This is a genomic window from Aequorivita nionensis, from assembly GCF_046352995.1.
Classification (GTDB): Bacteria; Bacteroidota; Bacteroidia; order Flavobacteriales; family Flavobacteriaceae; genus Aequorivita; species Aequorivita nionensis.
In genome coordinates, this window is record NZ_CP130281.1 from 292533 (window position 1) to 315782 (window position 23250).

18 protein-coding genes and 1 other RNA gene are annotated in these 23250 nt (G+C 38.7%); 11 read left to right on the top strand and 8 right to left on the bottom strand.

Annotated elements, in window-relative coordinates:
• Positions 1-11: 11 nt before the first annotated feature.
• Positions 12-1805, bottom strand: a complete 1794-nt coding sequence (gene typA / locus Q2U82_RS01345; protein WP_410005966.1) for a translational GTPase TypA — start codon at positions 1803-1805, stop codon at positions 12-14.
• A 117-nt stretch (positions 1806-1922) separates the two neighbouring features.
• On the opposite strand from typA, the gene Q2U82_RS01350 reads away from it, so the two are divergent.
• Together Q2U82_RS01350 and kdsA are read left to right on the top strand one after the other, a co-directional pair.
• Positions 1923-3317, top strand: a complete 1395-nt coding sequence (locus Q2U82_RS01350) for a T9SS type A sorting domain-containing protein (protein WP_410005967.1) — start codon at positions 1923-1925, stop codon at positions 3315-3317.
• Positions 3318-3399: 82 nt separating this feature from the next.
• A complete protein-coding gene (kdsA, locus tag Q2U82_RS01355; RefSeq protein ID WP_410005968.1) occupies positions 3400-4218 on the top strand; it encodes a 3-deoxy-8-phosphooctulonate synthase in 819 nt (272 codons plus the stop codon).
• Here kdsA and Q2U82_RS01360 read toward each other — a convergent pair.
• Positions 4209-4547, bottom strand: coding sequence for a DUF1801 domain-containing protein (locus Q2U82_RS01360; protein ID WP_410005969.1), 339 nt, complete (start codon positions 4545-4547; stop codon positions 4209-4211). The genes kdsA and Q2U82_RS01360 overlap by 10 nt on opposite strands.
• A gap of 713 nt (positions 4548-5260) precedes the next feature.
• Between Q2U82_RS01360 and Q2U82_RS01365 the strand changes: the two genes are divergently transcribed.
• From Q2U82_RS01365 to Q2U82_RS01395, 7 genes are all read left to right on the top strand, one after another.
• Positions 5261-5869: a hypothetical protein gene (locus Q2U82_RS01365; protein WP_410005970.1), complete on the top strand. Its 609-nt coding sequence runs from the start codon at positions 5261-5263 to the stop codon at positions 5867-5869.
• A gap of 2 nt (positions 5870-5871) precedes the next feature.
• The gene (locus Q2U82_RS01370) at positions 5872-6171 is read left to right on the top strand and encodes a winged helix-turn-helix domain-containing protein (RefSeq protein ID WP_410005971.1); all 300 of its coding nucleotides are present in this window, start codon (positions 5872-5874) and stop codon (positions 6169-6171) included.
• A 50-nt stretch (positions 6172-6221) separates the two neighbouring features.
• Positions 6222-6752 carry a Coq4 family protein gene (locus Q2U82_RS01375; RefSeq protein ID WP_410005972.1) on the top strand — a complete coding sequence of 177 codons (531 nt, stop codon included), beginning with the start codon at positions 6222-6224 and terminating at the stop codon, positions 6750-6752.
• Between the two features lie 27 nt (positions 6753-6779).
• Positions 6780-8129: a cell envelope integrity protein CreD gene (gene creD / locus Q2U82_RS01380; protein ID WP_410005973.1), complete on the top strand. Its 1350-nt coding sequence runs from the start codon at positions 6780-6782 to the stop codon at positions 8127-8129.
• A 61-nt stretch (positions 8130-8190) separates the two neighbouring features.
• Entirely contained in the window at positions 8191-8583 is a 393-nt protein-coding gene (locus tag Q2U82_RS01385; RefSeq protein WP_410005974.1) for a DUF2809 domain-containing protein, read from the top strand.
• Between the two features lie 43 nt (positions 8584-8626).
• Complete coding sequence (locus tag Q2U82_RS01390; protein WP_410005975.1) at positions 8627-10600, top strand: hypothetical protein; 1974 nt, start codon at positions 8627-8629, stop codon at positions 10598-10600.
• Between the two features lies 1 nt (position 10601).
• Complete coding sequence (locus tag Q2U82_RS01395; protein WP_410005976.1) at positions 10602-12569, top strand: hypothetical protein; 1968 nt, start codon at positions 10602-10604, stop codon at positions 12567-12569.
• A 32-nt stretch (positions 12570-12601) separates the two neighbouring features.
• On the opposite strand, the gene Q2U82_RS01400 is transcribed toward Q2U82_RS01395, so the two are convergent.
• Both Q2U82_RS01400 and Q2U82_RS01405 read right to left on the bottom strand, forming a co-directional pair.
• Positions 12602-13414, bottom strand: a complete 813-nt coding sequence (locus tag Q2U82_RS01400; RefSeq protein ID WP_410007108.1) for an SDR family NAD(P)-dependent oxidoreductase — start codon at positions 13412-13414, stop codon at positions 12602-12604.
• Between the two features lie 25 nt (positions 13415-13439).
• Entirely contained in the window at positions 13440-14648 is a 1209-nt protein-coding gene (locus Q2U82_RS01405) for an NAD(P)-dependent oxidoreductase (RefSeq protein ID WP_410007109.1), read from the bottom strand.
• 119 nt (positions 14649-14767) lie between these two features.
• On the opposite strand from Q2U82_RS01405, the gene ssrA reads away from it, so the two are divergent.
• Positions 14768-15166: a transfer-messenger RNA gene (ssrA, locus tag Q2U82_RS01410) on the top strand.
• A 109-nt stretch (positions 15167-15275) separates the two neighbouring features.
• Here ssrA and Q2U82_RS01415 read toward each other — a convergent pair.
• A complete protein-coding gene (locus Q2U82_RS01415; protein WP_410005977.1) occupies positions 15276-17555 on the bottom strand; it encodes a hypothetical protein in 2280 nt (759 codons plus the stop codon).
• A gap of 195 nt (positions 17556-17750) precedes the next feature.
• On the bottom strand, positions 17751-19910 hold the full coding sequence (locus Q2U82_RS01420; protein ID WP_410005978.1) for a peptidoglycan DD-metalloendopeptidase family protein: 2160 nt from the start codon (positions 19908-19910) through the stop codon (positions 17751-17753).
• Positions 19911-21072: 1162 nt separating this feature from the next.
• On the opposite strand from Q2U82_RS01420, the gene Q2U82_RS01425 reads away from it, so the two are divergent.
• Positions 21073-21576: a GreA/GreB family elongation factor gene (locus Q2U82_RS01425; protein WP_410005979.1), complete on the top strand. Its 504-nt coding sequence runs from the start codon at positions 21073-21075 to the stop codon at positions 21574-21576.
• On the opposite strand, the gene Q2U82_RS01430 is transcribed toward Q2U82_RS01425, so the two are convergent.
• Together Q2U82_RS01430 and Q2U82_RS01435 are read right to left on the bottom strand one after the other, a co-directional pair.
• A complete protein-coding gene (locus Q2U82_RS01430) occupies positions 21573-22100 on the bottom strand; it encodes a hypothetical protein (RefSeq protein ID WP_410005980.1) in 528 nt (175 codons plus the stop codon). The genes Q2U82_RS01425 and Q2U82_RS01430 overlap by 4 nt on opposite strands.
• Positions 22097-23245, bottom strand: coding sequence for a beta-ketoacyl-[acyl-carrier-protein] synthase family protein (locus Q2U82_RS01435; protein ID WP_410005981.1), 1149 nt, complete (start codon positions 23243-23245; stop codon positions 22097-22099). The genes Q2U82_RS01430 and Q2U82_RS01435 overlap by 4 nt, the downstream gene beginning before the upstream one ends.
• Between the last annotated feature and the right edge of the window lie 5 nt (positions 23246-23250).

Sequence of the window (23250 nt, forward strand, 5' to 3'; positions counted from 1 at the left end):
ATTTTCTTTTTTTACAATTTATTTCTTTTGCGATCCACTTCCTTCAAATATATTTTTCGAAGTCTTAAGTGGTTTGGGGTAACCTCAACGTATTCGTCCTTTTGGATGTATTCCAAAGCTTCTTCCAAAGAAAATTTGATAGCTGGAATAATACGCGCTTTATCGTCAGCTCCTGAAGAACGTACGTTTGAAAGTTTTTTGGTTTTGGTAATATTCACGGCCATATCATCCTGACGTGTGTTTTCGCCAATAACCTGACCTTCGTAAATATCTTCGTTTGGATTTACGAAGAAACGACCTCTGTCTTGTAATTTATCAATAGAATATGGAATTGCAGAACCAGTTTCCATAGAAACCAAACTTCCGTTTTGTCTTTCTGGAATTCCGCCTTTCAAAGGTTGGTATTCCAAGAAACGGTGTGTCATAATAGCTTCCCCAGCAGTTGCGGTCAATAATTGGTTACGCATACCTATAATTCCACGGGATGGAATTATGAATTTACATACCATTCTATCTCCTTTTCCTTCCATGCTTATCATTTCACCTTTACGGATGGTTACCATATTGATGGCAGTTCCACTTACATCTTCCGGCAAATCAATGGTCATTTCTTCAACTGGCTCACATTTAACACCGTCAATTTCCTTGATGATTACCTGTGGCTGTCCAATTTGAAGCTCATAACCTTCGCGACGCATCGTTTCAATCAAAACTGAAAGGTGCAAAACGCCACGGCCGAAAACCATAAATTTATCAGCACTATCAGTTGGCTGCATCCGCAACGCAAGGTTTTTCTCCAATTCCTTTTCAAGACGCTCTTTAATGTGGCGTGAAGTCACAAACTTACCGTCTTTTCCAAAGAAAGGGGAATCGTTGATAGTGAAAAGCATGCTCATTGTTGGCTCATCAATAGCAATGGTTTTAAGTGCTTCCGGGTTTTCAGCATCAGCAACCGTATCACCAATTTCGAAACCTTCCAAACCAACTAGGGCACAAATATCACCTGCTTGTACTTCAGTAACTTTTTTACGGCCTAAACCTTCAAAAGTGTGAAGTTCTTTTATTTTTGATTTTACTTTTGTGCCATCACGTTTCACTAAAGAAATCTGCATTCCTTCCTTTAAGGTACCTCTTTGCAAACGCCCAATAGCAATTCGTCCTGTAAATGAAGAAAAGTCTAAAGAAGTAATCAACATTTGCACAGTACCTTCATCAAACACTGGTGTTGGAACATGCTCCAAAACCATATCTAAAAGAGGCTCAATAGAAGTTGTTGGCTTTCTCCAATCATCGCTCATCCAGTTTTGTTTTGCCGAGCCGTAAACGGTTGGAAAATCAAGCTGCCATTCTTCGGCACCCAATTCAAACATCAAATCAAAAACTGCTTCGTGAACTTCTTCGGGAGTACAATTTTCTTTATCTACTTTATTGATAACAACACAAGGTTTCAAACCAAGTGAAATTGCTTTTTGAAGCACAAAACGCGTTTGTGGCATTGGTCCTTCAAAAGCATCAACAAGTAAGCAAACACCATCGGCCATATTAAGTACGCGCTCTACTTCTCCACCAAAATCGGCGTGACCAGGAGTATCGATAATATTTATTTTTGTGTCTTTATAGGTAACGGAAACGTTTTTTGAGGTAATGGTAATTCCTCTTTCACGTTCCAAATCGTTGTTATCCAAGATAAGTTCACCTGTATTTTCGTTTTCACGGAAAAGGCTACAATGGTGCATAATTTTGTCAACTAATGTGGTTTTACCGTGGTCAACGTGGGCAATAATGGCGATGTTTTTGACTTTCATAAACTTGCTCCTTTTTTTTGGAGGGTGCAAAAGTAGTGTTTCTAAGTGGATTAGAAATAAAAGTTGTGATTTTATTTTGTCAAAGAATTGCGATATATTTATTCTAAATATTTTGATATGAAAACAATTCTACTTTTCACACTTTCAATATGCTACGCTGTTTCAGGCTATGCGCAATTTGGGGTGCAACAGATTATTTCTACAACTACTGAAAAACCGTATTTGTCTGTTCCTTTTGATATAGACAATGATGGGCTTATAGATGTTTTAACTGCATCTGGTGAAACTTATAACCTAAGTTGGTACCGAAATCTTGATGGTTTGGGTAATTTCGGTCAAGAAATTATTATCAACGAAACTCCGGTTTATTATATTTCTGTTGATTTTGTTGACATTGACACTGATGGCGATATGGATATTTTATATCACAGTAATAATGCAAGTTATATTGCTTGGTTGGAAAATCTTGATGGTTCTGGAAATTTCGGTCCGGAGGAAATTATAAATGAACAGGATTTTATTTCTTCAGTTAAAACCTTAGATATGGACAATGACGGAGATCAAGATTTACTTGTAGCAGTAACCGATACTTATAGTGAAAACCAAATTGTTTGGTATGAAAATATTGATGGACAGGGAACTTTTGGAGGAGAAAATTTATTGATTCAAAACAATAATGAATTTGTAAAATTAGAACTCGAAGATATTGACAATGATGGCTTATTGGATATTTTAACAACCGAATTTATTTATGCTCAGGGTAAGATATTTTGGTATAAAAATTTAGGTAATTTAACATTTGGCCCAATGCAGATTATATACCAATTTATCTGGGTACAGTCTGGCGGAACGAATATTGTTGATTTTCAATATGTAGATTTGAATACTGATAGTAAACCGGATATTGTTATGACTTCAGTAGATGATAATTCCGTTGTAAGCACCCATTGGCTTGAAAACTTAGATAATCAAGGAAATTTTGGAGACCTTCAATCTATACCATTAGATTTTTATGACCAATACTTTTTTTATGATCTTGACAATGATGGCGACAATGACATGCTACTTTGGAATAGAGATTTAAATAATATTTCCTGGAAAGAAAACCAAGACGGCCTAGGTACTTTTGGAGCTCCTAAAATTATTACCACAGAAGTTGATTTCCCAACCGATGCCAAAGCAGCAGATTTTGATGGCGATGGTTGGCTTGATATTGCTTCTGCCTCTAGTGGTGACAACAAACTGGCTTGGTACAAAAACAACACTTTGGGCATTTCGGAAAATGAAATTGCCAACTACCGGATTTATCCAAATCCAACCAGTGGAGTTCTCTATATAGAATCAACGCTTCCTATTCCTCAACTTTCTGTTTTTAATTTTTTGGGGCAAAGCATTGCAACAAACCAAAACACCAATCAAATTGACCTTTCTAAAGCCGAAGCTGGAGTCTATCTTTTAAAGATTGAAGATGCAAACGGTAATTCAAAAACCCATAAAATTGTGAAAGAATAATTTTGAAGGAAACGTCCACTGCATTTTCAAAGCTGATAGAAAGAAGCTTTTAACTACCTTTGTTTTAAAATAAGCTTTTACGATGCAACTGAATAAAATCCCAAAAATAAAACATACAAATTCAAATAATTTTTTCCTCCTAGCAGGCCCTTGTGCCATTGAAGGCGAAGAAATGGCGATGCAAATTGCCGAAAAGATTGTGAAAATTACCGAGAAGCTGGAAATTCCATACATATTCAAAGGAAGTTTCAAAAAAGCAAACCGAAGCAGGATTGACAGTTTCACAGGAATTGGAGATGAAAAGGCATTGAAAATCCTCCGAAAAGTTTCCGAAACTTTTGATGTTCCCACCGTTACCGATATTCACGAGGTAAGCGATGCCGCAATGGCAGCAGAATATGTGGATGTGCTACAAATACCCGCATTCTTGGTTCGCCAAACCGATTTGGTGGTTGCTGCCGCAGAAACTGGAAAAGTGGTAAACTTGAAGAAAGGACAGTTTATGAGTCCGGAAAGTATGAAACATGCAGTGACCAAAGTAATGGATTGTAATAATGAACAAGTACTTATAACCGATCGTGGAACCATGTTCGGCTACCAAGATATGATTGTTGATTTCCGCGGAATTCCAACGATGAAACAATATGCGCCAGTGGTATTGGACGTAACCCACAGTTTGCAACAACCCAACCAAAGTGCTGGTGTTACAGGTGGAAGACCTGAAATGATTTCAACCATTGCGCGTGCTGGAATTGCAACTGGTGCTGATGGAATTTTTATTGAAACCCACTTTGATCCTGCAAATGCCAAAAGTGATGGTGCCAATATGCTCAATTTAAATCTGCTTGAAAAGTTATTGACTGATCTCGTAGCGATTCGGAAAACTATAAATCATTTATAATATTTTCTATCGCGCAAAGCGTAGGCCTCTAAAAGAACGTCAACTAATATTTTCTGATTTATTTCTTCAAGTGATTCATAACGAAGCGATTTCATGTGTTTTCTTCCATCTGAAATCAAAACTTGGGTATGTTTGGTTAAATGTGCCCCATGCCAAAAAACAAGATCTACATATTTTTTCGAAGAATTAAGATAACAAAACGGATTGTTGTCAATATAAAAAAAAGGTAGCTTCCATTTAAATAAGAGCTCTGCATTGGGAGTCACGGCCTCTACAGTAGCCTGCAAATGAAGTAGCATAGTCCGGAAAGGTTCCGGTTTTTCCAACATATATAGCCCCGCCGGATTCATACCCGCGAAGGTACTAAAAAAATAAAGTGCCCTGCTATAGTTTGATAGCAGGGCACTTTGGCTAAAAACAAATCTTTATAAAATAAGAGCTGTTAAATTTCAATAAAAAAGGCTGCTCCTTTTTGGGGAACAGCCATTAACCTCTTCACTTATATAACTCCCCAATCAAATAAGTATTCAAATATCGGGCTAAAAACAAATACCAAACAAGAGGGAAATCCCCCATTTTTTTTAAGGGTTTTTCCTGTTTTTCAATATATTACAAAAACAAAAAGCTGTTCCCGAACGGAACAGCTTTTTTCAACTATGGCATCATTAACTCCCCAATTAATTTGCTTTTGTAAAGATGCGAAGAACTATAAAACCAGTCAAGAGGAAAAACCCTGTTTTTCATGGGGGATTTCCCCCTTTTTTTGTTTTTAAAATAAAAACCTGAAATAATATAAATAAAAAAAAGGTTGCCCTTTACGGACAACCTTCATAAATCACTATTTATTAACTCCCCAATTAATGATTAGTGGTACAAAGATGCGGCATAAAACAATACGGGTCAAGGGGGAAACCCCCCATTTTTTTTAAGGGTTTTTCCTGTTTTTCAATGTTTATAGGGTTAAACAACTATAAAATATTTTCAAAATATATTTGCAGAATAAATCTTTTTGGTTTTACTTTGTTTTTCAAAGTACTTTATTATGAGTGAAAAAGATTATCTAAAAGACATAAGCGAAATAAAGAATTTAATGGACCGTTCTTCCCGGTTTATCTCGCTCAGTGGGCTATCTGGTATTTTTGCTGGAATCTATGCGTTTGTGGGAGCAGCAATTGCATATGTATATCTCTTTCCAAAAACTGGAGAATACCTTACCCTTCATAGTTGGAATTTTAAATTACTACTCATCCTCTTGGCCTCCGTGCTCATATTAAGTGTAATTACAGCCTATCTTTTAACTACACGAAGAGCCAAAAGAAACAACGAAAAAATATGGGACACTACAACCCGCCGTTTATTGATTAACTTTTTAATTCCCTTGCTAACCGGTGGAATATACATCATCATAAAATTAAACAGCCAGCATTATGGTCTCACAGCGTCGTTAATGCTAATCTTTTATGGGCTTGCCCTCGTCAATGCTTCAAAATATACCATAGGCAACGTAAAATATTTAGGTTACGCCGAAATAATCATTGGCCTCATTTGTGCTGCGCTCCCTGGGTATGGACTTTGGTTCTGGCTCTTGGGCTTCGGAGTTTTCCATGTTGTTTACGGAAGTATTATGTATTTAAAAGAGCAAAAAAACTAAGCGTGGGGATAATTGACAACATAAACAAATTATTCGATCACCGCATTCGTCTTGGGATCATGAGCATTCTGGTTGTAAATGAGGATGCAGATTTTAATCGCCTAAAAGAATTACTCGATGTTACTGACGGTAATCTGGCCAGCCACATAAAAGCACTGGAACAGGCTGAATATATTTTGGTTGAAAAAAGTTTTGTGGGAAGAAAGCCGAATACAAATTATACCGCCACAAAGCTTGGCCGTGCAGAATTCAAAAAACATATTGAAGCTTTGGAAAAACTAATTCAAAAACCAAAAATATAACAACTCTATTTTTTTATCTATTCACTTTGAAAAACAAAGTACTTTAAAATATGAAACTGAGAAAAAAGCTGATTGAGAAACTGTTTGAATGGTCACAAGCCATTTATTTAAAATTTAAAAAGAAAGAACCCTGGGGAATCAGCACATCTGAATTACTTGAATTTCCTAATCACAGCTTCGGAAAAAATTTAGGGAGTTTCCTTCACAAAAATGGTTTTGAACTTATTGGAAAAGTGGAACGGCACGATGCCTACCACGTACTTTCTGGTTTCGGTACAAATGTGGAAGATGAAATTGCGCTTCAATATTTATGCTACGGAAATGGCAAGCGAACCCCATATTTAACTGGCGTGCTTCTATTTGGAACTACACTTCTTCCCGAATATGCCTCCTATTATTACAAGTCCTATTTAATTGGAAAACAGGCTAACACCTTCCACCACTTTGATTTCAAAAAATTGTTAAACACAGATTTTGAAAGATTTAGAAAAGTGATTTTTTCTGAAACACAATTGTTGAAACTTCAGAAACTGCAAGGTCAGTACAGTGAATTTAATTACAGTCCACAAACAATTAACTAATGCATTTAATCTTTAAAAAAGTAAATTATGGAACAGAAAAAAAGTAAATTCAGCAATTGGATGCGCAACTCAATCACCGCAAGAATGTTGGTGGTTGGGTTTTTATTATTGGTTTTATTGATTCCTTTGGAATTTGTAAAATCGCTCATAAACGAAAGAGCTTACAGACAAGAGGAAGTTGTCCGTGAGATAAACGTGAAATGGGGAAACGAGGTATTGCTCTCTGGCCCTATTGTGAAAATTCCCTACAAAGTAATTTCAGAAGAAAAAATCTTCAATGAAAAAAGCAATTCCTACTATACAAAAACGAAGGAAACAATCGAGAATGCATACTTTTTTCCAGACAAACTCAATATTGCTTCACAGGTTGACACCAAGCCCTTGAACCGAAGCATTTATGAATCGGTAGTCTATACAGCAGCTATCGACGTAAAAGGAGATTTCCCAAAAATTGATTTCTCGAATACCGATATTCTCGATGAAAACATACTTTGGGAAAAAACAACGGTTCTTTTAAAAACCTCCAATTTAAAAGGAATAAAAACCACGCCAGTAGTGAATCTGGCTTCCGTAGAACTCTCAATGACACCACAGTATTCCACAGAATATTTGAACACCATCCAAAGCAATTACATTGCAAACGCCAAAGAAATATTCGCTGCGCCACTTCCCTTTTCATTCAATTTAAAAATAAATGGAAGCGAAAGTTTGAAGTTTTTGCCCATTGGTAAAGAAACTGACGCCACTATGAAATCAAACTGGCACTCCCCTAGTTTTGACGGTAATTTTCTGCCGGAAGATACCAATAAGGAAATCAGCCAAGATGGTTTTACGGCCACTTGGCGCATCCTGCAAATAAATAGACAATTTGAGCAATCATTTTTTGGGTATCTACCAGACCTTTCTGCTTCTGCTTTTGGCACGAAACTCATCATTCCCGTGGACGAGTACCAAAAAAGCGAACGCACCGCCAAATATGGCATTTTGGTTATCGGACTAACACTGTTGGTATTTTTACTGATTCAATTGGTGAGCAAAGTTTATATCCATCCGTTTCAATATATGATGATTGGTTTGGCCTTAGTAATGTTTTATACGTTACTAATCTCCATATCTGAACACAGTAATTTTTTTAAGGCTTATGCCATTGCAGCCTTTTCAGTGCTCGCATTGATAACGGTCTATTCCCGCGTTATTTTGAAAGGGTTTAAATTTCCGTTGCTCATCTGCGCTTCTTTGGCTTCCTTATACGGTTTTATATATGTAATTATTCAGTTGGAAAACTATGCTTTGTTAGTGGGCAGTATTGGGTTGTTCTTGATTTTGACGATCATTATGTTCGCTTCGCGACGGATTGATTGGAACAATGAAAGCTAGTTATAAACTTATGAATAAACCTCACAGGTTTCTTAAACCTGTGAGGTTTTAACCTTTAATTATGGAACATTTAAAATGGCGCTATTTCAGTGCATTTCTAATCCTTCTTTTAATTGAATTTACCATTGCCTATTTCCACTTCAATCCTTTTATAAGAGGATTTTTGGGCGATGTGCTTGTTATGTTACTATTGTATTCGTTTCTAAAAATTTTTATTAAAAACAATGTCTTCAACATTGCAATTTCGGTTTTGGGGTTTGCATTTTTGGTTGAATTACTCCAGTTTCTAAAGCTCTCCGAAATCCTGAAAATCAAATCAAAAATAATATTGACCGTTCTTGGTTCGGTGTTTGATGTTTGGGACCTTGTGGCATATTTCATTGGATTTCTTCTTATTTTACTGATAGAAAAACTTTTACATAAAAATACACTTCAGTATTTTTTTAAATTTTAATATTTATTCTATTTTGCGCTATCATAAGCCTCAGCACCAAAATATGCTTTCCAAAAAAATTACTTTTCTATTTTTAGTATTTACAATTTTATTTTCCTATTCACAATCAGAACGAATTGATGAATTTGGAAAACCCACCCAACAGGAATTTGAACTTAAAAATTATGAAGCTGAACCGGATGCTACTGGCGTAATACTTTATGAATCTGGAAATTATTATGCAATCCCCATTGTTAGAAGAACATCAGTCAGACTGGTGAAAGAAGTACACAGAAAGATAAAAGTCTTTGATGCCAAAAAGTTTGATTACGCAACGGTTGAGATACCTTATTATGAAGGAAATGAATATTATGGCGAGGAAATTAAAGACTATAAAGCAGTAACCCACAACGGTGCTGTTCAAAATTTTGTGCCAGATAATGCATTCTATAAAACTGAAAAGTCAGGGACCGGAAATGTACTGAAGTTTACTTTTCCAAATGTACAGAACGGAAGCATTTTAGAATACAAATATACTATTGTTAGCCCCTATTTCTATGATTTGGATGGTTGGAAATTTCAGCACGAGCTTCCCACAGTTTATAGTTTGTTTCAAACCAATTTACCTGCACATTTCAGATATAATCGCATTCTTTACGGACCTAAGAAGTTGTTCATTGAAAAAGCAGTGGTTAAAAAGAAGGAATTTCTGTTACCCTCAAATTCTGGATATGTAGATACTGAACTTGACGTCTATGCAATGAAAGATGTACCCTCGTTCACAGAAGAAAGTTATATGTTATCAAAGAAAAACTATATCTCTAGGATTGTATATGAACCCTTGGCATTTAAGGCATTTTATGGTTTTGACCAAGTTTTCACACGCAATTGGGAAGATGTAGATTACCGTTTTGAAATTCGAAGTGATTTTGGCGAACAATTGACAAACAAAGGCTATTTTAAAAGAAAATTACCTAATTCCATTCTTGATATTAAAGACGATTTAGAGCGTGCAAAAGCAGTATATGGTTTTATGCAAGATAATTATACATGGAATGGAAGATATTTTAACTATGGAATTAATGTGAAAGATGCCTTCGACAACAAACTAGGTAGCGTCACAGCCATCAATATTTCCTTGGTAAATGCTTTAGTAGCAGCCAAATTGGATGCTAAGTCAGTAATACTTTCCACACGCCAAAATGGTTTGCCAACAGAATTATATCCAGTTCTTTCCAACTTTAACTATGTTCTTGCGGTATTAATGATAAACAACGAAAGAATATTATTAGACGCTACTAATAAACAAGCTCCTTTCGGCATAATCCCTTTTCGTGCCTTAAATGTTCAAGCCCGTGTAATGGATTTCAGAAAAGGAAGCTACTGGATGCCTATTGAACCTTTTAAACAAAACATTCATTACGCAAACGCACAAATAACAGCAGAAACCAACGGGAATTTTACAGGAAAAGTAAACCAAGCTAGTTATGGTTACATTGGGTTGGGAAAAAGAAATAGTATTGAAGAAGAATCCCTTCAAGAATACATAAAAACGCAAGAAAAAGACAAAGCAGGTGTTGAAATTGAAGAATACCAAATAGAAGACCTCAACACAATAGAGCAACCGTTAAAAGAAAGTTACAATGTAACCATAGAACCAGAAACGGTTGGCGATAAAGTGATTCTCTATCCTTTTTTCAACAAAACCTATATATCTGAAAATCCCTTTAAAATGAAGGAGCGCAGCTACCCGATGGATTTCGGTTTTCCATTTACAAACACCTATTTAATAGCTATAGATTTGGGGAATGTCTATGACATTGAACAACTTCCAAAAAGCAGAACCATTAAACTTCCGAACGACGACGGTGAGTGTTTGGTTACCTATGTTTCTGAAGACAACAAAATAAACATCCGCTTCAATATGAAACTAAATGCCTATCGTTTTCCATCAGATGCTTACCCATCTTTAAAAGAATTTTTCGGCACTATGGTAACAATGTTGAAAGAAGAATCCATTATTTTAAAAAAGAAATAGAATGAATTTTAAAACTTTACTTTTCCTAGGGTGTTTTTCCCTAATATCTATTTGCTATTCTCAAACACAAAGAATACACACCTTTGGTGAACCTCTGAACGAGGAATTTACAATGACCAGCTATTCTTTAGATCCAGAAGCTGCTGGCGTGGTGCTATACGAGAGAGGAAACTACACCGTGGACGCCGCCGATGGTTACATCAGGCTCTTTAAGGAAGTTCACAGAAAAATAAAGGTATTTGATGCCAAAAACTTTGATTATGCCACTTTTAGAATCCCCTATTACCGTGAAAATGAGGTGAAGGAAAATATAAAGGATTTTAAAGCACTTACCCATAATGGCAAATCTAAAGTATATGTGGGCGAAAATGCAGTGTTTGACACTGAGGAAGGACAACACTGGTCCGTTAAAACATTTACTTTTGCCAATGTTCAGGACGGCAGTATTTTGGAATATACCTACCGTTTGGAAACCCCTTATTTTTTCAATCTTGGTGGCTGGGCTTTTATGAATGATATACCAACCATCTATTCTGAACTTCACACTGAAATTCCTGGGAACTATAGGTACAACAGAGTGCTTTATGGTGACCGAAAACTGGATGTAAACCACGCCGAAATAAAACTGGATTGTTTTCACCTTCCAGGTTTTAAACTTGCGGCTGATTGTGAATCTGCAACCTATGCAATGAAAAATGTTCCTGCGTTTAAGGAGGAAAAATATATGCTTTCCAAAAACAATTACATGCCCTCAATGAAGTTTGAACTCCGGGATGTTGTTCATATAGATGAAAGTAGAACCACATATTCCCAATCTTGGGATGATGTGGATCACGAATTTCAGTATGATAAAGATTTGGGGCGCCAACTGAAATATACCAGTTATTTTAAGGAACAGCTTCCCGCTTCAATAACTTCAGTTTCAAATGAGCTCGAGCGCGCTAAGGCTGTTTATTATTTTATTCAGGAAAAAATGGCTTGGAATAAAGAAACACGGATTCTGCAAGACATTCGTGTAAAAGAAGCTTTTGAAAAGAAAACGGGAAACAGTTCTGAAATCAATTTGGGGCTTATCAACGCGCTGGAAGCCGCAGGCCTTAATGCCAAAATTATGCTTATCGCCACTCGCGAAAATTCTTTGCCTACCAAGCAATATCCCGTGCTTACTGATTTTAATTATGCCATAGTTTTCCTAACCATAAACAACGAAAAATACCTGCTTGATGCCACAGACAAGCACACTCCATTTGGCATACTTCCCTTTCGCGATTTGAACGTGGAAGGCCGTGTGATGGATTTCAAAAAAGGAAGCTATTGGGAACCCATTGCGCCCATCGCTAAAAACATGCACTATGTAAATATGCAACTCTCTTCCGATGAATCTGGACTTTTTTCAGGAAAGGTGAACGAGGTTTCCACGGGCTATATTTCAGTTGATAAACGAAAAGAAAACAATGATTTCAGAAAAGATGAAATCATTAAAAGAAAACAAAGCAAAAATGAAAGCTTGGACATTACAAACCTTGTAATGGAAAATGAAAAAGATTTAGAGCAACCTTACAAAGAAAGCTATGATATTTCACTGCACGAACAAGCTGTTGGCGACAAGCTTTTTCTTTATCCTTTTTTGATGCAGACTTATTTTTCTGAGAATCCTTTTACCACAGAAAAAAGACTGTACCCAATAAATTTTGGATTTCCCATAATGAACAATTATTTGGTTTCCATAGATATGAAAGACCAATACGAAATCGTGAAGGTCCCCGCCAACAAGCTTTTGAAACTTCCTGAAAATGACGGCGAATTATCAGTAGTTTATGATGTTTCGAGTAACAAAATAAACATTAGGTTGAGTGTAAAACTAAACAATCAAAGCTTTGCGCCAGAAGCCTATAAATCATTACAAGAGTTTTTTGCCGAGCTGGTAAAAATCCAAACCAACGAGCCTATTGAGTTAAAGAGAATTTAAGGGAAAATTGAATATTAACGACAGAAAACCGACTACTGATTGTCCCGGTTCTTCTCTTGAATCTTGCGTATAATAGCCGTGGCAGTGCGTCTTGGAACAAAGCGTGGTAACTTGGAAAGGATTTTATTGAAATTTCCAGGAACGGCCACAACTTTTCCTTTCTGCATGGCTTCGTAGCCATATTCGGCAACTTCCTTTGGACAGGCAATATTGAACTTAATCTTGTTCTCTGATGCTTTGGACCCACTGGAAACTACTTCCTGAAAACAGGTTTTCGTCTGGCCGGGACATAAACAGGTAACCGTAACTCCGGTGCCTTTCAATTCATTGGCAATAGCTTCGGAAAAGGAAAGGATATACGCTTTGGATGCATAGTACAAAGACATCAAAGGGCCTGGTTGAAAGGCTGCCAAGGAAGACATATTAAGTATTTTTCCCCTGCCACGAGCTACCATTCCTTTTAAGACCAACTTGGTTAAATGGGTTGTGGTCATAACGTGCAGGTTTAACATAGCTGCATCCCGTTCCCAATCGGTATCGTTGAAACTACCGAAAATCCCAAAACCTGCGTTATTGATGAGCACATCGATAGTTCTACCATCCAGTGCCTGGAATATTTCCTCCGAGACATTTTGTTGGCTCAAGTCTTTATGCAGCAATTGGATTTCTGAAGGATAAAGAGCTGTTATTTCTTCTTTCGCCTGTTGAAGTTTTTCGGCATCAACATCTACTAAAAATAAGTCGTAGTTATCTTTAGCCAACAGTAAGGCTAATTCAAAACCCAAGCCAGAAGCGGCTCCAGTTACAATTGCTAATCTTCTTTTAGGGTCAATAACTTTAGAGATGAATTGTTAATGAAAAGTTAATTTATCAGTCCGCAATTTCTATATAATCCTGTAAATATGCAAATCTGGGCGTAAGTTTTCCATCTTCTGTCGTGATTCTGGCACGTTGCAGAATTCCATCTTTATCACCATTAAAAAATGCGGGGATTACGTTTTCCAAAAACATATCGCCAAAACCTTCGCTGGCGTCCTTCGGCAACTCGCAAGGCAGATTATCTACTGCCATTACAGCAATAGCTCCAGGAGCGTCAAAAGCTGTTTCACTTTCACTCTTTGGATCGTAACCATAAAAAGGATTCGCAATCGTTGAAGCGCGAAGTGTACAAGCGATAGGGCCATCCACATCGCAAGAAATATCTGCTACCAAGTTTATTTTAAAGTCTGGTCTTTTGGCATCCTCCCTTGTGAAAAGATAGGGAGCACCATTCCCGTAAAAGTGACCTGTAAAGAAAACATCGCTAACTCTGGCGTACTTCATAAAATCACTTTCGTAATCTTTGGGATCTTCGTAGAACTCTTCCTTGTTAAAAGCGCCGCCATCTTTGCGTTTGTTGTATTCTGAAACATCTATTAGGCAATACACCGGCTCGTTGAAATCTTTGGAAAGGTATTCCGCATCAGTAACTTCACGAATCTTTAAATGATCCAGAATTTCTTTAGCTCCTCTTGTCACTTTTCCTGTTCCAGAAAGAATCATTTTTATATTCGGTAGGGTTATTTTATCCAATTCGCTTTTCACGGCATCCAAGTCTGGAAGGGTTTCCACTTTTGGAAGTGTGAACAACTTATCGCGCAAGCCCAATCCCCTAAAGCCATTGTATGCTCCCACAAGACCCGCGTAATAACCAAAACCAATTAATCTATGTCTATCTGCATTGACAATTGTTTCGTGATCAAACATTTCAATATTTTTATTAAGCATTGCCTTTAAAAGCTTACGATTATAAGGCTGCTTTTTGATGGTATGGCTAAAGTAAAAGTATTTTTTATTCGGAATTAAGGCATCCACAGGTACTTCCTTTACACCCAACATTACGTCTGCTGCCGAAATATCCTCCATCACCTCAAAGCCTGCATTGCGATATGCTTCATCTGAAAAAATGCGAATATCTGAAGCCTCAACAATTATCCTTGCATCGGGAAACTGTTTTATGACTTCTTGGCACTTTTCTGGTGAAAAAACCACACGACGGTCTGGCGGGTTTTTGCGTTCTTTGATTATGGCAAAGGTTATGGGCATTTGGTATGTTTTTTGAATAATTATTGTGGTGGCAAAGATATGGTTTTTCATGTATCTTCGCGAGTTCATTGCTAATTGCTAAATAGTAATTAATAATTGTTCATTGAAAAAAAGGGGCCGACTGGTTTTGACAGCGGGTCTAATTGTATTGTAAGCATGTCGAGCGCTGGGATATAGCTCGTTAATCTCATATTTCACACTTTTTAAACGGCGAGAATAACTACGCCCTAGCTGCATAATCCGAATCATAGTAGGATGTGCCTCGGCCCACAAGGTGGGCAAGCAGGAAGTCACTCAACGGCCTTGGTTTACGGCGGTTGATATAGTGGCTTCGTAAAAGTAAACCTAGCAAGAGTAGGGCTTTGATGCTCTTGTGAAGCTCAAGTAAAGATAAGGAGTGCGTTGGTAGTTTTCGACCGGCAATCTCTCGAAAACCTAAATGAAAACTAAGCATGTAGAAGGCAGTATAATTGCTTGTTTGGACGAGGGTTCGAATCCCTCCGGCTCCACCTTCGCCCTCCTGCGCTTTGCGCTTTTCAGCAAAGCTTAGGAGGGCTTTTACTTATAAAAAAACCCATAGAAAAAATCTACGGGCTTTTTGGCTAATTGATTTACATCAATCTATGGCTCCAGCGCAAATGCTACTGTTCTGCTATAATCTCTGGCAACCCGCGATATACCATCCGTAGCCGTAGAAATTATATGCAATGTTTCTGCAAAGGCAGCTTTTCCAGCGCCATCTTCATAACACTCACCTAGTAATTCAATAGGGGTAAAGCTCCTGCTGTATACACCAGTTGCTGTGTTTAAGGTATAGCCAGAGGCACTGTCTATAACCATCCCTTTTGCATTGGCTATTGAGAACCCTTCACAGGTTCCTTTTACTACTCCAAAGCTAAACTCCGCAAAATCGGTAGGATGGGTAGCTTTAAAGGATAGCTCAAGTACTGCCTCTACGCCTTCGGGTTTATACTTCACAAAACCACAGCAATTGGAAGATGCGGGCGTGCCATTTACATTTACTGTGTAGATATCGCCTACGCACTGGCCATTGTCAACCCTTATGAGCATATTGAAGGCATCTGCATTCGTAGCTGTAGGATTTTCCAAAAGGACGTTAGGTGCATTCTCGCTATACCTTGCATCGTCGTGTCTTGGGGTCTTAAAGTTAGCTTTTGGAATGTTCTGAAATAAGTTCCCCGCTTGGTCAAACAGTTCCAATTTCAGCTCATACAGACCATTTTCAAAATTCTGGATAACAGTAGTATCAAACTGAATGGTATCCATATAATAGGTCTCTTGGTGCCAATGCGGATGTGAGTCCGCAGGCACATTAAAAGGTGCCATGGTTGGCTCTTCTGGCGGAATGATGTACAAGTTATCATTTGGACCTACGGTAAATGGTCCAAGCTTCTTACTTTCCGGTGCCCATTGCCAGTCGTCATTGGCATCCTTATAGCGATATTGATATCCCTTTCTTACTTCTCCACCTTTGGGAGGCAAGGGTTTATAGGAATCACCTACAAAATCCAAATCAGCATTCGCACGCTGTCTGTAGCTCCAACGATAATAGTAAACATTTGCGTTCGGCAGGGCCGGTCCGAAGCCCATTCTTAAGATAGGACTTCCGCCAAACGGTCTTTTGTAATCATCTACCGTTGTAACCAGGAAGCTGTCGCCTGCTGCGCCCGCATCGGTAAGACCAATACGGTCGTAGGCTACGCTCTGGCCTGGAGGCGCTAACATTTGATGCCCCTGTTTTATATGGGAAACACTGGTATGGCCCAAAGTGCGTATCCATACATCTTCGCCAATAAGCTCGCAATCGCAGCAGCAATCGCCAGCTACCCTTGGATGGGTCAAGTGGATATTGATATCGGTACCACACACGTAGTTCCAATGGATATTGCATGGTTTGGGCGGTTTGTAAACCGTAGTCCATACCCCATCTATCATATATTCCACCCAGATATAAATATCAGGCTTATCGCTAAAGCAGTTGTAGTAAATATTCTTTTCAAACCTACCAGCGGCATTGGTTTCTACTACTGCCAATTCCTGGCAACGGTAAAAATAGGGCCACCACCAAGGCCAAAAGCAGAACCATGGATGCAACAGCGCATAGTTTTTCACTATGGTATCCCTAATAACATTCAAGTTGCCAGAGGCAAATTGTTGTTTTATTTCTGGACCCAATTCAGGTAATAGCGAAAGTGTTTCCTTGCGCATTTCCGGAAGGGACTGCGTCTTGAAAATATTCTCTTCGTTCAGCCCTCCACTCATCATTGGGAAACGTTCAATCCGCTGATAAGGGCCAGGGTCTGGAATGGGAATGGGCACTTTAAATTTTGGATTTAATACAGCATCAGGTACTTTGGCGATAATGTGATCAGGTATTTTACGGATCCAAAACATGATAGGGTCAACCTCACAAATATGTACCCGCGCCCGGCATACGGGCAGGTCTTCCCAACCATTGCCAAAGTTGAACCATTTTGACACTTTTCCACTTACGCGACATTTACATTTAATCCAGAAGATTGATAGGCCTTCAGGAATGGGCAATATGTCTAACACATTGTTATCGTTCAGCCTTAAGATTGGTTCATAGGCCTTATAGCTTTGCAACTCCTGCGTAGTTTTAACGCGAGTGATTTTTTTATCGGAAGCTGGAGCAATAAAAAGCTTTAGCTGTTCAGGGTCTATTTTCCGATTCCTATTTCCAGGAGGTAATTTGTCAAGATTAAACTCCAGGATATTGTCTTTCACATATTGCCATTGCAGCAATATTCCCCTACAATTAAAGAGAAAGCCAATAAGCGGCAGCTCTATTTCGGGTGGTCGTTCAAAATCTACATAGATCTTGAATTTTCTGTTGAAGTCTTCAGGATTTTTTGCCATGATTACTTTTTTTTAGTTTAATGCCTACTCTTTTTTATCATGGATTTTGGGCTTACTCCATTAAATGTATTTTCATACGGGGAGGAGCATACACTTCAAATTCGGAAGATAGAAGCGTTATGGGTATATTTCTTTGCACTGAAAAAAAGCATGCTTTCTTTTGCAGTGCAAAGAAACTAGGTATAATCACAAATACTATTTAGACCAAATACCTTCGTAGTGGGCTTTATCGCCATCTTCATAGCCAGCTACACAGCGGGTGAGATAGCCCTTGGAAAGCATACTGGTATATTCGGTTTGGTATTGCGCGCCAGAGAGGTGGTGCTTTTCCCACCAGGAGTTATAATCGGGTGCATTTTTGTACCAGATTCCGCTCAATCGGGGTTTGCCGCCTTTTACATAGGCATCCAGATAAACGAGTTTGAACTTCTTTTTATCGGTATAGTCCTTAAAGGCATCTTTAAAGCCTTGCAAGGTCATGTCTGGACGCAGGTAAAACCCGCCTGTCTTTTTCTTTTCCCAAAGTGCGCTAACATAGGTTTTGGAACCTATATGCACACAGGAAACGTTTGCGGGGACCCATCCGGCCTTGTGGTGCTTTTCAAAATTGGCCTCGTGCCAAGCAAGCGGTTGCCCGTGATAGGCCATCCACTTCACGGAACTGTCTTTTTTCCAGACGGCCGCATAACGCAGCTTGCCGCTCAATAGATAGGAATTTATATTGATTAACCTATAACCAGCCTTGACCCATTTATCAAACTCAGCTTGATATTTCTTGCCGTCCATATTATGACGGGCTACCCATGACACATTTTTTGAGGGACGAAAGATAACATTGAAATATGTTTTTCCGTTTACATCAAAACCATCCACCCAAACGGGATAATAGCCACAGGTCCAAATCTTGTCAAATTCCTCTTGATAATTACTATTGGCTACACCATGTTTAGATACCTCGCCCCAATTGGTGGGGTACTCACAGTAAGGATGGTCCATGGACACAAAACAGGCCTTGCTTTTTTGTCCCGGAATGCCCTGGTTGTTAAGCTTGGACCAATTAATGTTGGATTTAGGAGTCTTGTAAAACTCCTTCCCTATTGTATAGCCAGTGTTGAAGAGCAAGGGTCTAAAAGCTCCACTATCTGGTTCGCTATCACTTTTATATTCCTTAATATGTATATGGAGGTGAGGACCACTGGAGTTACCCGAATTACCAGCCTTCCCAAGAAGGGCGCCTTTTTTAACTTTTGCTCCCTTTTTTAACAAGGAAGCAGTGACTGATCCTTTCTGCATATGTGCATATAGGGCAACAACGTTACCGTGGCGGATGAATAAATGGTTTCCTGCGCCACCATGGGCAAAGGAGCCCCAAAGTTCTGCTTTTTGTTTTTCCATTCCCTCGTCGGAACCATCGGGCTTCCAGTTGTTGGGAATGTTGTTCTCAAAATGGAGGACGGTGCCGTCTGCCATCGCCCTGATGGGTTTGCCCCAGATGCGATAGTCTTCGTTTTTACTGCCGTCCTTGTTTGGCAACAGGCCACGCCAAGCTTTGTCCTTATAGGCTTCCACTCCCAAGTCATACGCAAACACTTGGCTTCCGCCACCGTGCATGGAATAGCCAGACACATATTCCTCATCGCCAAAGTCAGCCTTGCTAAAAGGAAGGGCGAGCGCATGGGAATAAGGTTTTAGGTTTTTGGTTACGGAGAGCGCACCACTGTAATTTTTAAAATGGAAGCTCAACTTCACCTTGTTGGGGAATGGGGCTTCCAAGAAAACCACATCACCATTTTCATGGTATTCGCGGCTATTCTGCCAGCTTGCGTAATGGGCTGGCTCTATAACAAGTTTGTCTGAGGGCAAGTAAACATCCTTTTTAACGGTGGTGTTGCCTTTTTTGTATTCTAGCACCACTTTGTCCAGATCTACTGTTTCAGTTCCTGTGTTATAGATTTTAACCCAAATGGAAAGTTGTGCCAATGGCGACTTTTGACTGGTAAAGCCTGGGGTTGGATGAAAAAGCACCACCTCACCTTCGGTAGGTTCCATTACAAACTCAATGTTTTTGGGGGCATTAACGCCTCTTTTAAAAACATGGGCGTTAATTTTTTTGGGGTCAAAGCGCATCGGCTTTTCCTCGGTAAATTTAAAGTGCCTCACTTGGGCAATGGTCCCAACCTTTTGGATTGTGGATGCGGAAAGCTTTCCGGGTTTCACAATTTTAGGGCGGGCAATGCTGGTCTTCACAACCGGCTTGGTTGTTCTCTTTGCAGCCGTTACTTTAGAAGTGGCTGCTTTCGCGGCAGGTGACTTTTTTAGGGTCGCCTTAGTTCTAATAATCTTTTTTGCGGTCATTTTACTAGAATTTTGAAGTTAAACAATTATTCAGTAAGAAACCAATCGGGAAGTAATTGCCGAATTAAAAGCAGAAATGCTTAAAAAGAGGAGAGTTTCAGCCACTATCTATATGTTGATAAGGGCATTTGTAAATATAGTAAATATTTGAATATCAACCACTTTGGAATGTTAAATTTTTAAAAGCAATGCTATTTTATAGTAAAGTTTATAACCAAAAAATAAATATTAAGCGAAGAGCAAGGAAGTGTATAATACCACTAAGTCCGACATTTGTTTTCTCAAATAGTATCCCGCTGTCAAACTGAGCAGAGTCGAAATGTTGTGTTTTATAAAGCAACATCTTTCTAATAAAGGGGTTCGACTTCGCTCACCCTGACATCTTGCTGCAAAACTTCCAACTACTCACAATGAGAAAAAAACCAGTTCATTTTGGAGGATTTTACTATAATATTTTCAATATTAATTATTTACATTTATCGTATTATTGAATAACCGAATATCCAAATCTTGAAAAACCGAATTATTTACAGAACTGAGGCCATTATTTTAAAGAAAGTTTTGTAAAACACTATAATTCAAACTATAAATAGAATTAGGTATTAAAACCATCTACAATGCAGATGGTTTTTTTTCTTTTGTCTACTTTCATAAGTTCAAGCTTATCTTCTACAAAGAGTTTGTCTTTTCATTTTTAAAAGAATGGCTTATAATTTCCTGTCAAAACCTGCAAAAAATTTAATATATTGAAAATAAATTATTTAAGTTATTAAAAAAATTATATAAGCAACGATGTTTTGGTCTGTATTCTAATTTTACACTGCCAATTGTCCCCTATCTATTAAGCGCTAACCTACCCAATCAATACATTACATTTTATGCCGAAGATAAAAGCTGATAGTTATGGCTTTTTGGCTTCAAGGTTTATAAAGTACACCCTTCTAATTATTATAGGGTTGTCCTTGCTGTTATCCATTGTCTCCATAATTTGTTATACCAGTAACCAAAATGCAGACAAAATCTCACATTTAGCAAAACAAATCGCTTCTTAGCCTATTCTAAAATAAAATGAAGAAAACTTACAGATATAACTGCTTATTAATAAAGACTTAATTGTAGCATTTGTAGAATAATTCATAACTTACATTCAAAACACATATTTATGAGCCGAGGTTTTGTTAAAGAAGGAGACCAAGAGGAAACGCCAATCATTCCTCCACGTGCAGCTTTACCTGCTGGAGCTACCAATTATGTTACGCCATTGGGAATGGAATTGTTGCAAGCCGAACGGAAGGAGCTGGAAGAAGAAAGCGCCAAGCTACCCACTACTAACGAACAACAAAGACGGATAGAGCTTGCAATACTAAATAGCAAGCTAGATCTGTTGAATGAACGAATTGCCTCTGCGCGAATTCTGGACCCAGCAACACAGCCCAAGGAAGAGGTGCGCTTTGGGGCAACGGTTAGCTATAAAATCAACACCTCCCCTATTACACTGACTTTTCAGATTGTAGGGGTTGATGAAGCGGATGTAGCCAAGCAAAAAATAGCTTTTGTGGCACCCATAGCCGTAGCGCTAACCGGACATACTATAGGGGATGTAGTTTCTTTTAATATGGGCGGGGAGCTGCGTAAACTGGAAGTATTGAATATTCAGTATGATTAATTATCAAGAAAAAAGTTCCTTAGCTCTTCAAAATTAGAATTGAGATCAAAACCCGCTCCAATTGAAATGATCCCTCCCTTACAAAATCCCGAAGATGGATTTAAGATATTCGTATTATTTTGTAAATAGACAACTATAGCCACCTCAATTAATTCCTGCGCTGCGTGAAGTTGTAACCATTCTTCTATCTGCGGAAGGTTCTCTATTCCACCTATCAAAGTGGTGTTTGGACCGTGCGCATTGAGGTTGCGCGCCAAGAAACTGGCAGGACAGGAAGCGAGCGTCCAAGGAAAATTTCTGGGATTGGCAAAATCTGGACCGTGTTCCAAGGCATTTTCCCAAAGACCTATGGAGTGATAGACTCCCGCATCTGGCGTAAAAAGATAGATAGCTGTTTTTGCCGGAAATGCATCATTGGAATAGCACGATGAAATGACATCTGCAAGCCCACCGAATATATCGGCAGCGTCTATTTCCGTTTCAGAAAAATTATGCTGAAAAAAATAAAGATTTTCTGATTTCATACTTTTCCAATTAATAATGCCGAATTGATTCCGCCAAAGGCGTAACCGCAATTCAGAACCCAATCCATATTTTCCATTATAATAGGTTCCACCGCTATTTTAATACCAAAATCTGAAGGCAACTCTAAATGATTTACCGTTGGCGGTACCGTTTTGTGAAGTAATGACTTCACACATATTACAGCTTCCATTGCCGTTGCGGCACCCAAGCTATGGCCTAGCGCGCCTTTTAAACCGCTAACCCAAGTATTTCTTTCCCCGAATATATTTTTAATAGCTAAGGCTTCGGCAGCATCTGAGGCCATGGTACCACTGCCGTGGGCACATATCCAATTTACCTGTTTAGAATTAATACCAGATGCTTTTAATGCATTTTGCATAGCCTGCCCCATTTCAAAACCATTCTCATTGGGTTTTGTGTGATGGTAGGCATCACAACTCAACCCCAGTTCGCCGATAATCGCCAAAGGTGTTGTGTGGCGTTTAAGAGCGTTTTCATATGTTTCAAGTATTAAAAAGGCAGCACCTTCACCTAACTGCATTCCTTTTCGATTAAGGTCAAAAGGCCTGCAAAAGTCTGGTGTCATGGCCCGGGAGCGACTAAAACCTACCATAGCAATACGAGAAAATGGATCCACTCCCCCAGCTATGGCCAGTTTAACCCTTCCGGAGCGTACCGCTTGAGCAGCAGCACCAATTGCATAATTGCCAGCTGCACAAGCGGTACCAAATGCTGCCGTTGGTCCCTCAAAATTAAAATGCTTCAGAATCGTTTTGGCAAACACATTGCCAGTAGCTTTTGAAATGTCCAGCGGCTTACCAGATGCGGCCTCTTCAAATGCAAAACTTTCACCCATAGTGGTTCCAACAAAAACACCTACATCACGATTAATAGCGATATTTGCTTGCGTTAACGCCTGCTGTACAGCCCGCAGCGCCATTATTTGTCCACGGGTGCCATCGTTGGGTATGGATGGATCCATTAGCCTACAAGCTATGGTTGTTCTAAAACCTTGGGTTTCTAAATCATCCCAATTTTTAGCAGCACATTTTTGCTGTATTATATTCTGCCACAATTGTTCCACTGTGTTTCCCAGAGGAGTCATCACCCCCATGCCGCTTACTACCACTTCATCCTTCCGCATTAGGC

Excerpts from the sequence above, each read along its gene's own strand:
- typA (WP_410005966.1), bottom strand. The coding sequence starts at position 1,805 with ATGAAAGTCAAAAACATCGCCATTATTGCCCACGTTGACCACGGTAAA.
- Q2U82_RS01350 (WP_410005967.1), top strand. The coding sequence starts at position 1,923 with ATGAAAACAATTCTACTTTTCACACTTTCAATATGCTACGCTGTTTCA.
- kdsA (WP_410005968.1), top strand. The coding sequence starts at position 3,400 with ATGCAACTGAATAAAATCCCAAAAATAAAACATACAAATTCAAATAAT.
- Q2U82_RS01360 (WP_410005969.1), bottom strand. The coding sequence starts at position 4,547 with ATGTTGGAAAAACCGGAACCTTTCCGGACTATGCTACTTCATTTGCAG.
- Q2U82_RS01365 (WP_410005970.1), top strand. The coding sequence starts at position 5,261 with ATGAGTGAAAAAGATTATCTAAAAGACATAAGCGAAATAAAGAATTTA.
- Q2U82_RS01375 (WP_410005972.1), top strand. The coding sequence starts at position 6,222 with ATGAAACTGAGAAAAAAGCTGATTGAGAAACTGTTTGAATGGTCACAA.
- creD (WP_410005973.1), top strand. The coding sequence starts at position 6,780 with ATGGAACAGAAAAAAAGTAAATTCAGCAATTGGATGCGCAACTCAATC.
- Q2U82_RS01385 (WP_410005974.1), top strand. The coding sequence starts at position 8,191 with ATGGAACATTTAAAATGGCGCTATTTCAGTGCATTTCTAATCCTTCTT.
- Q2U82_RS01390 (WP_410005975.1), top strand. The coding sequence starts at position 8,627 with ATGCTTTCCAAAAAAATTACTTTTCTATTTTTAGTATTTACAATTTTA.
- Q2U82_RS01395 (WP_410005976.1), top strand. The coding sequence starts at position 10,602 with ATGAATTTTAAAACTTTACTTTTCCTAGGGTGTTTTTCCCTAATATCT.
- Q2U82_RS01415 (WP_410005977.1), bottom strand. The coding sequence starts at position 17,555 with ATGGCAAAAAATCCTGAAGACTTCAACAGAAAATTCAAGATCTATGTA.
- Q2U82_RS01420 (WP_410005978.1), bottom strand. The coding sequence starts at position 19,910 with ATGACCGCAAAAAAGATTATTAGAACTAAGGCGACCCTAAAAAAGTCA.
- Q2U82_RS01425 (WP_410005979.1), top strand. The coding sequence starts at position 21,073 with ATGAGCCGAGGTTTTGTTAAAGAAGGAGACCAAGAGGAAACGCCAATC.
- Q2U82_RS01430 (WP_410005980.1), bottom strand. The coding sequence starts at position 22,100 with ATGAAATCAGAAAATCTTTATTTTTTTCAGCATAATTTTTCTGAAACG.
- Q2U82_RS01435 (WP_410005981.1), bottom strand. The coding sequence starts at position 23,245 with ATGCGGAAGGATGAAGTGGTAGTAAGCGGCATGGGGGTGATGACTCCT.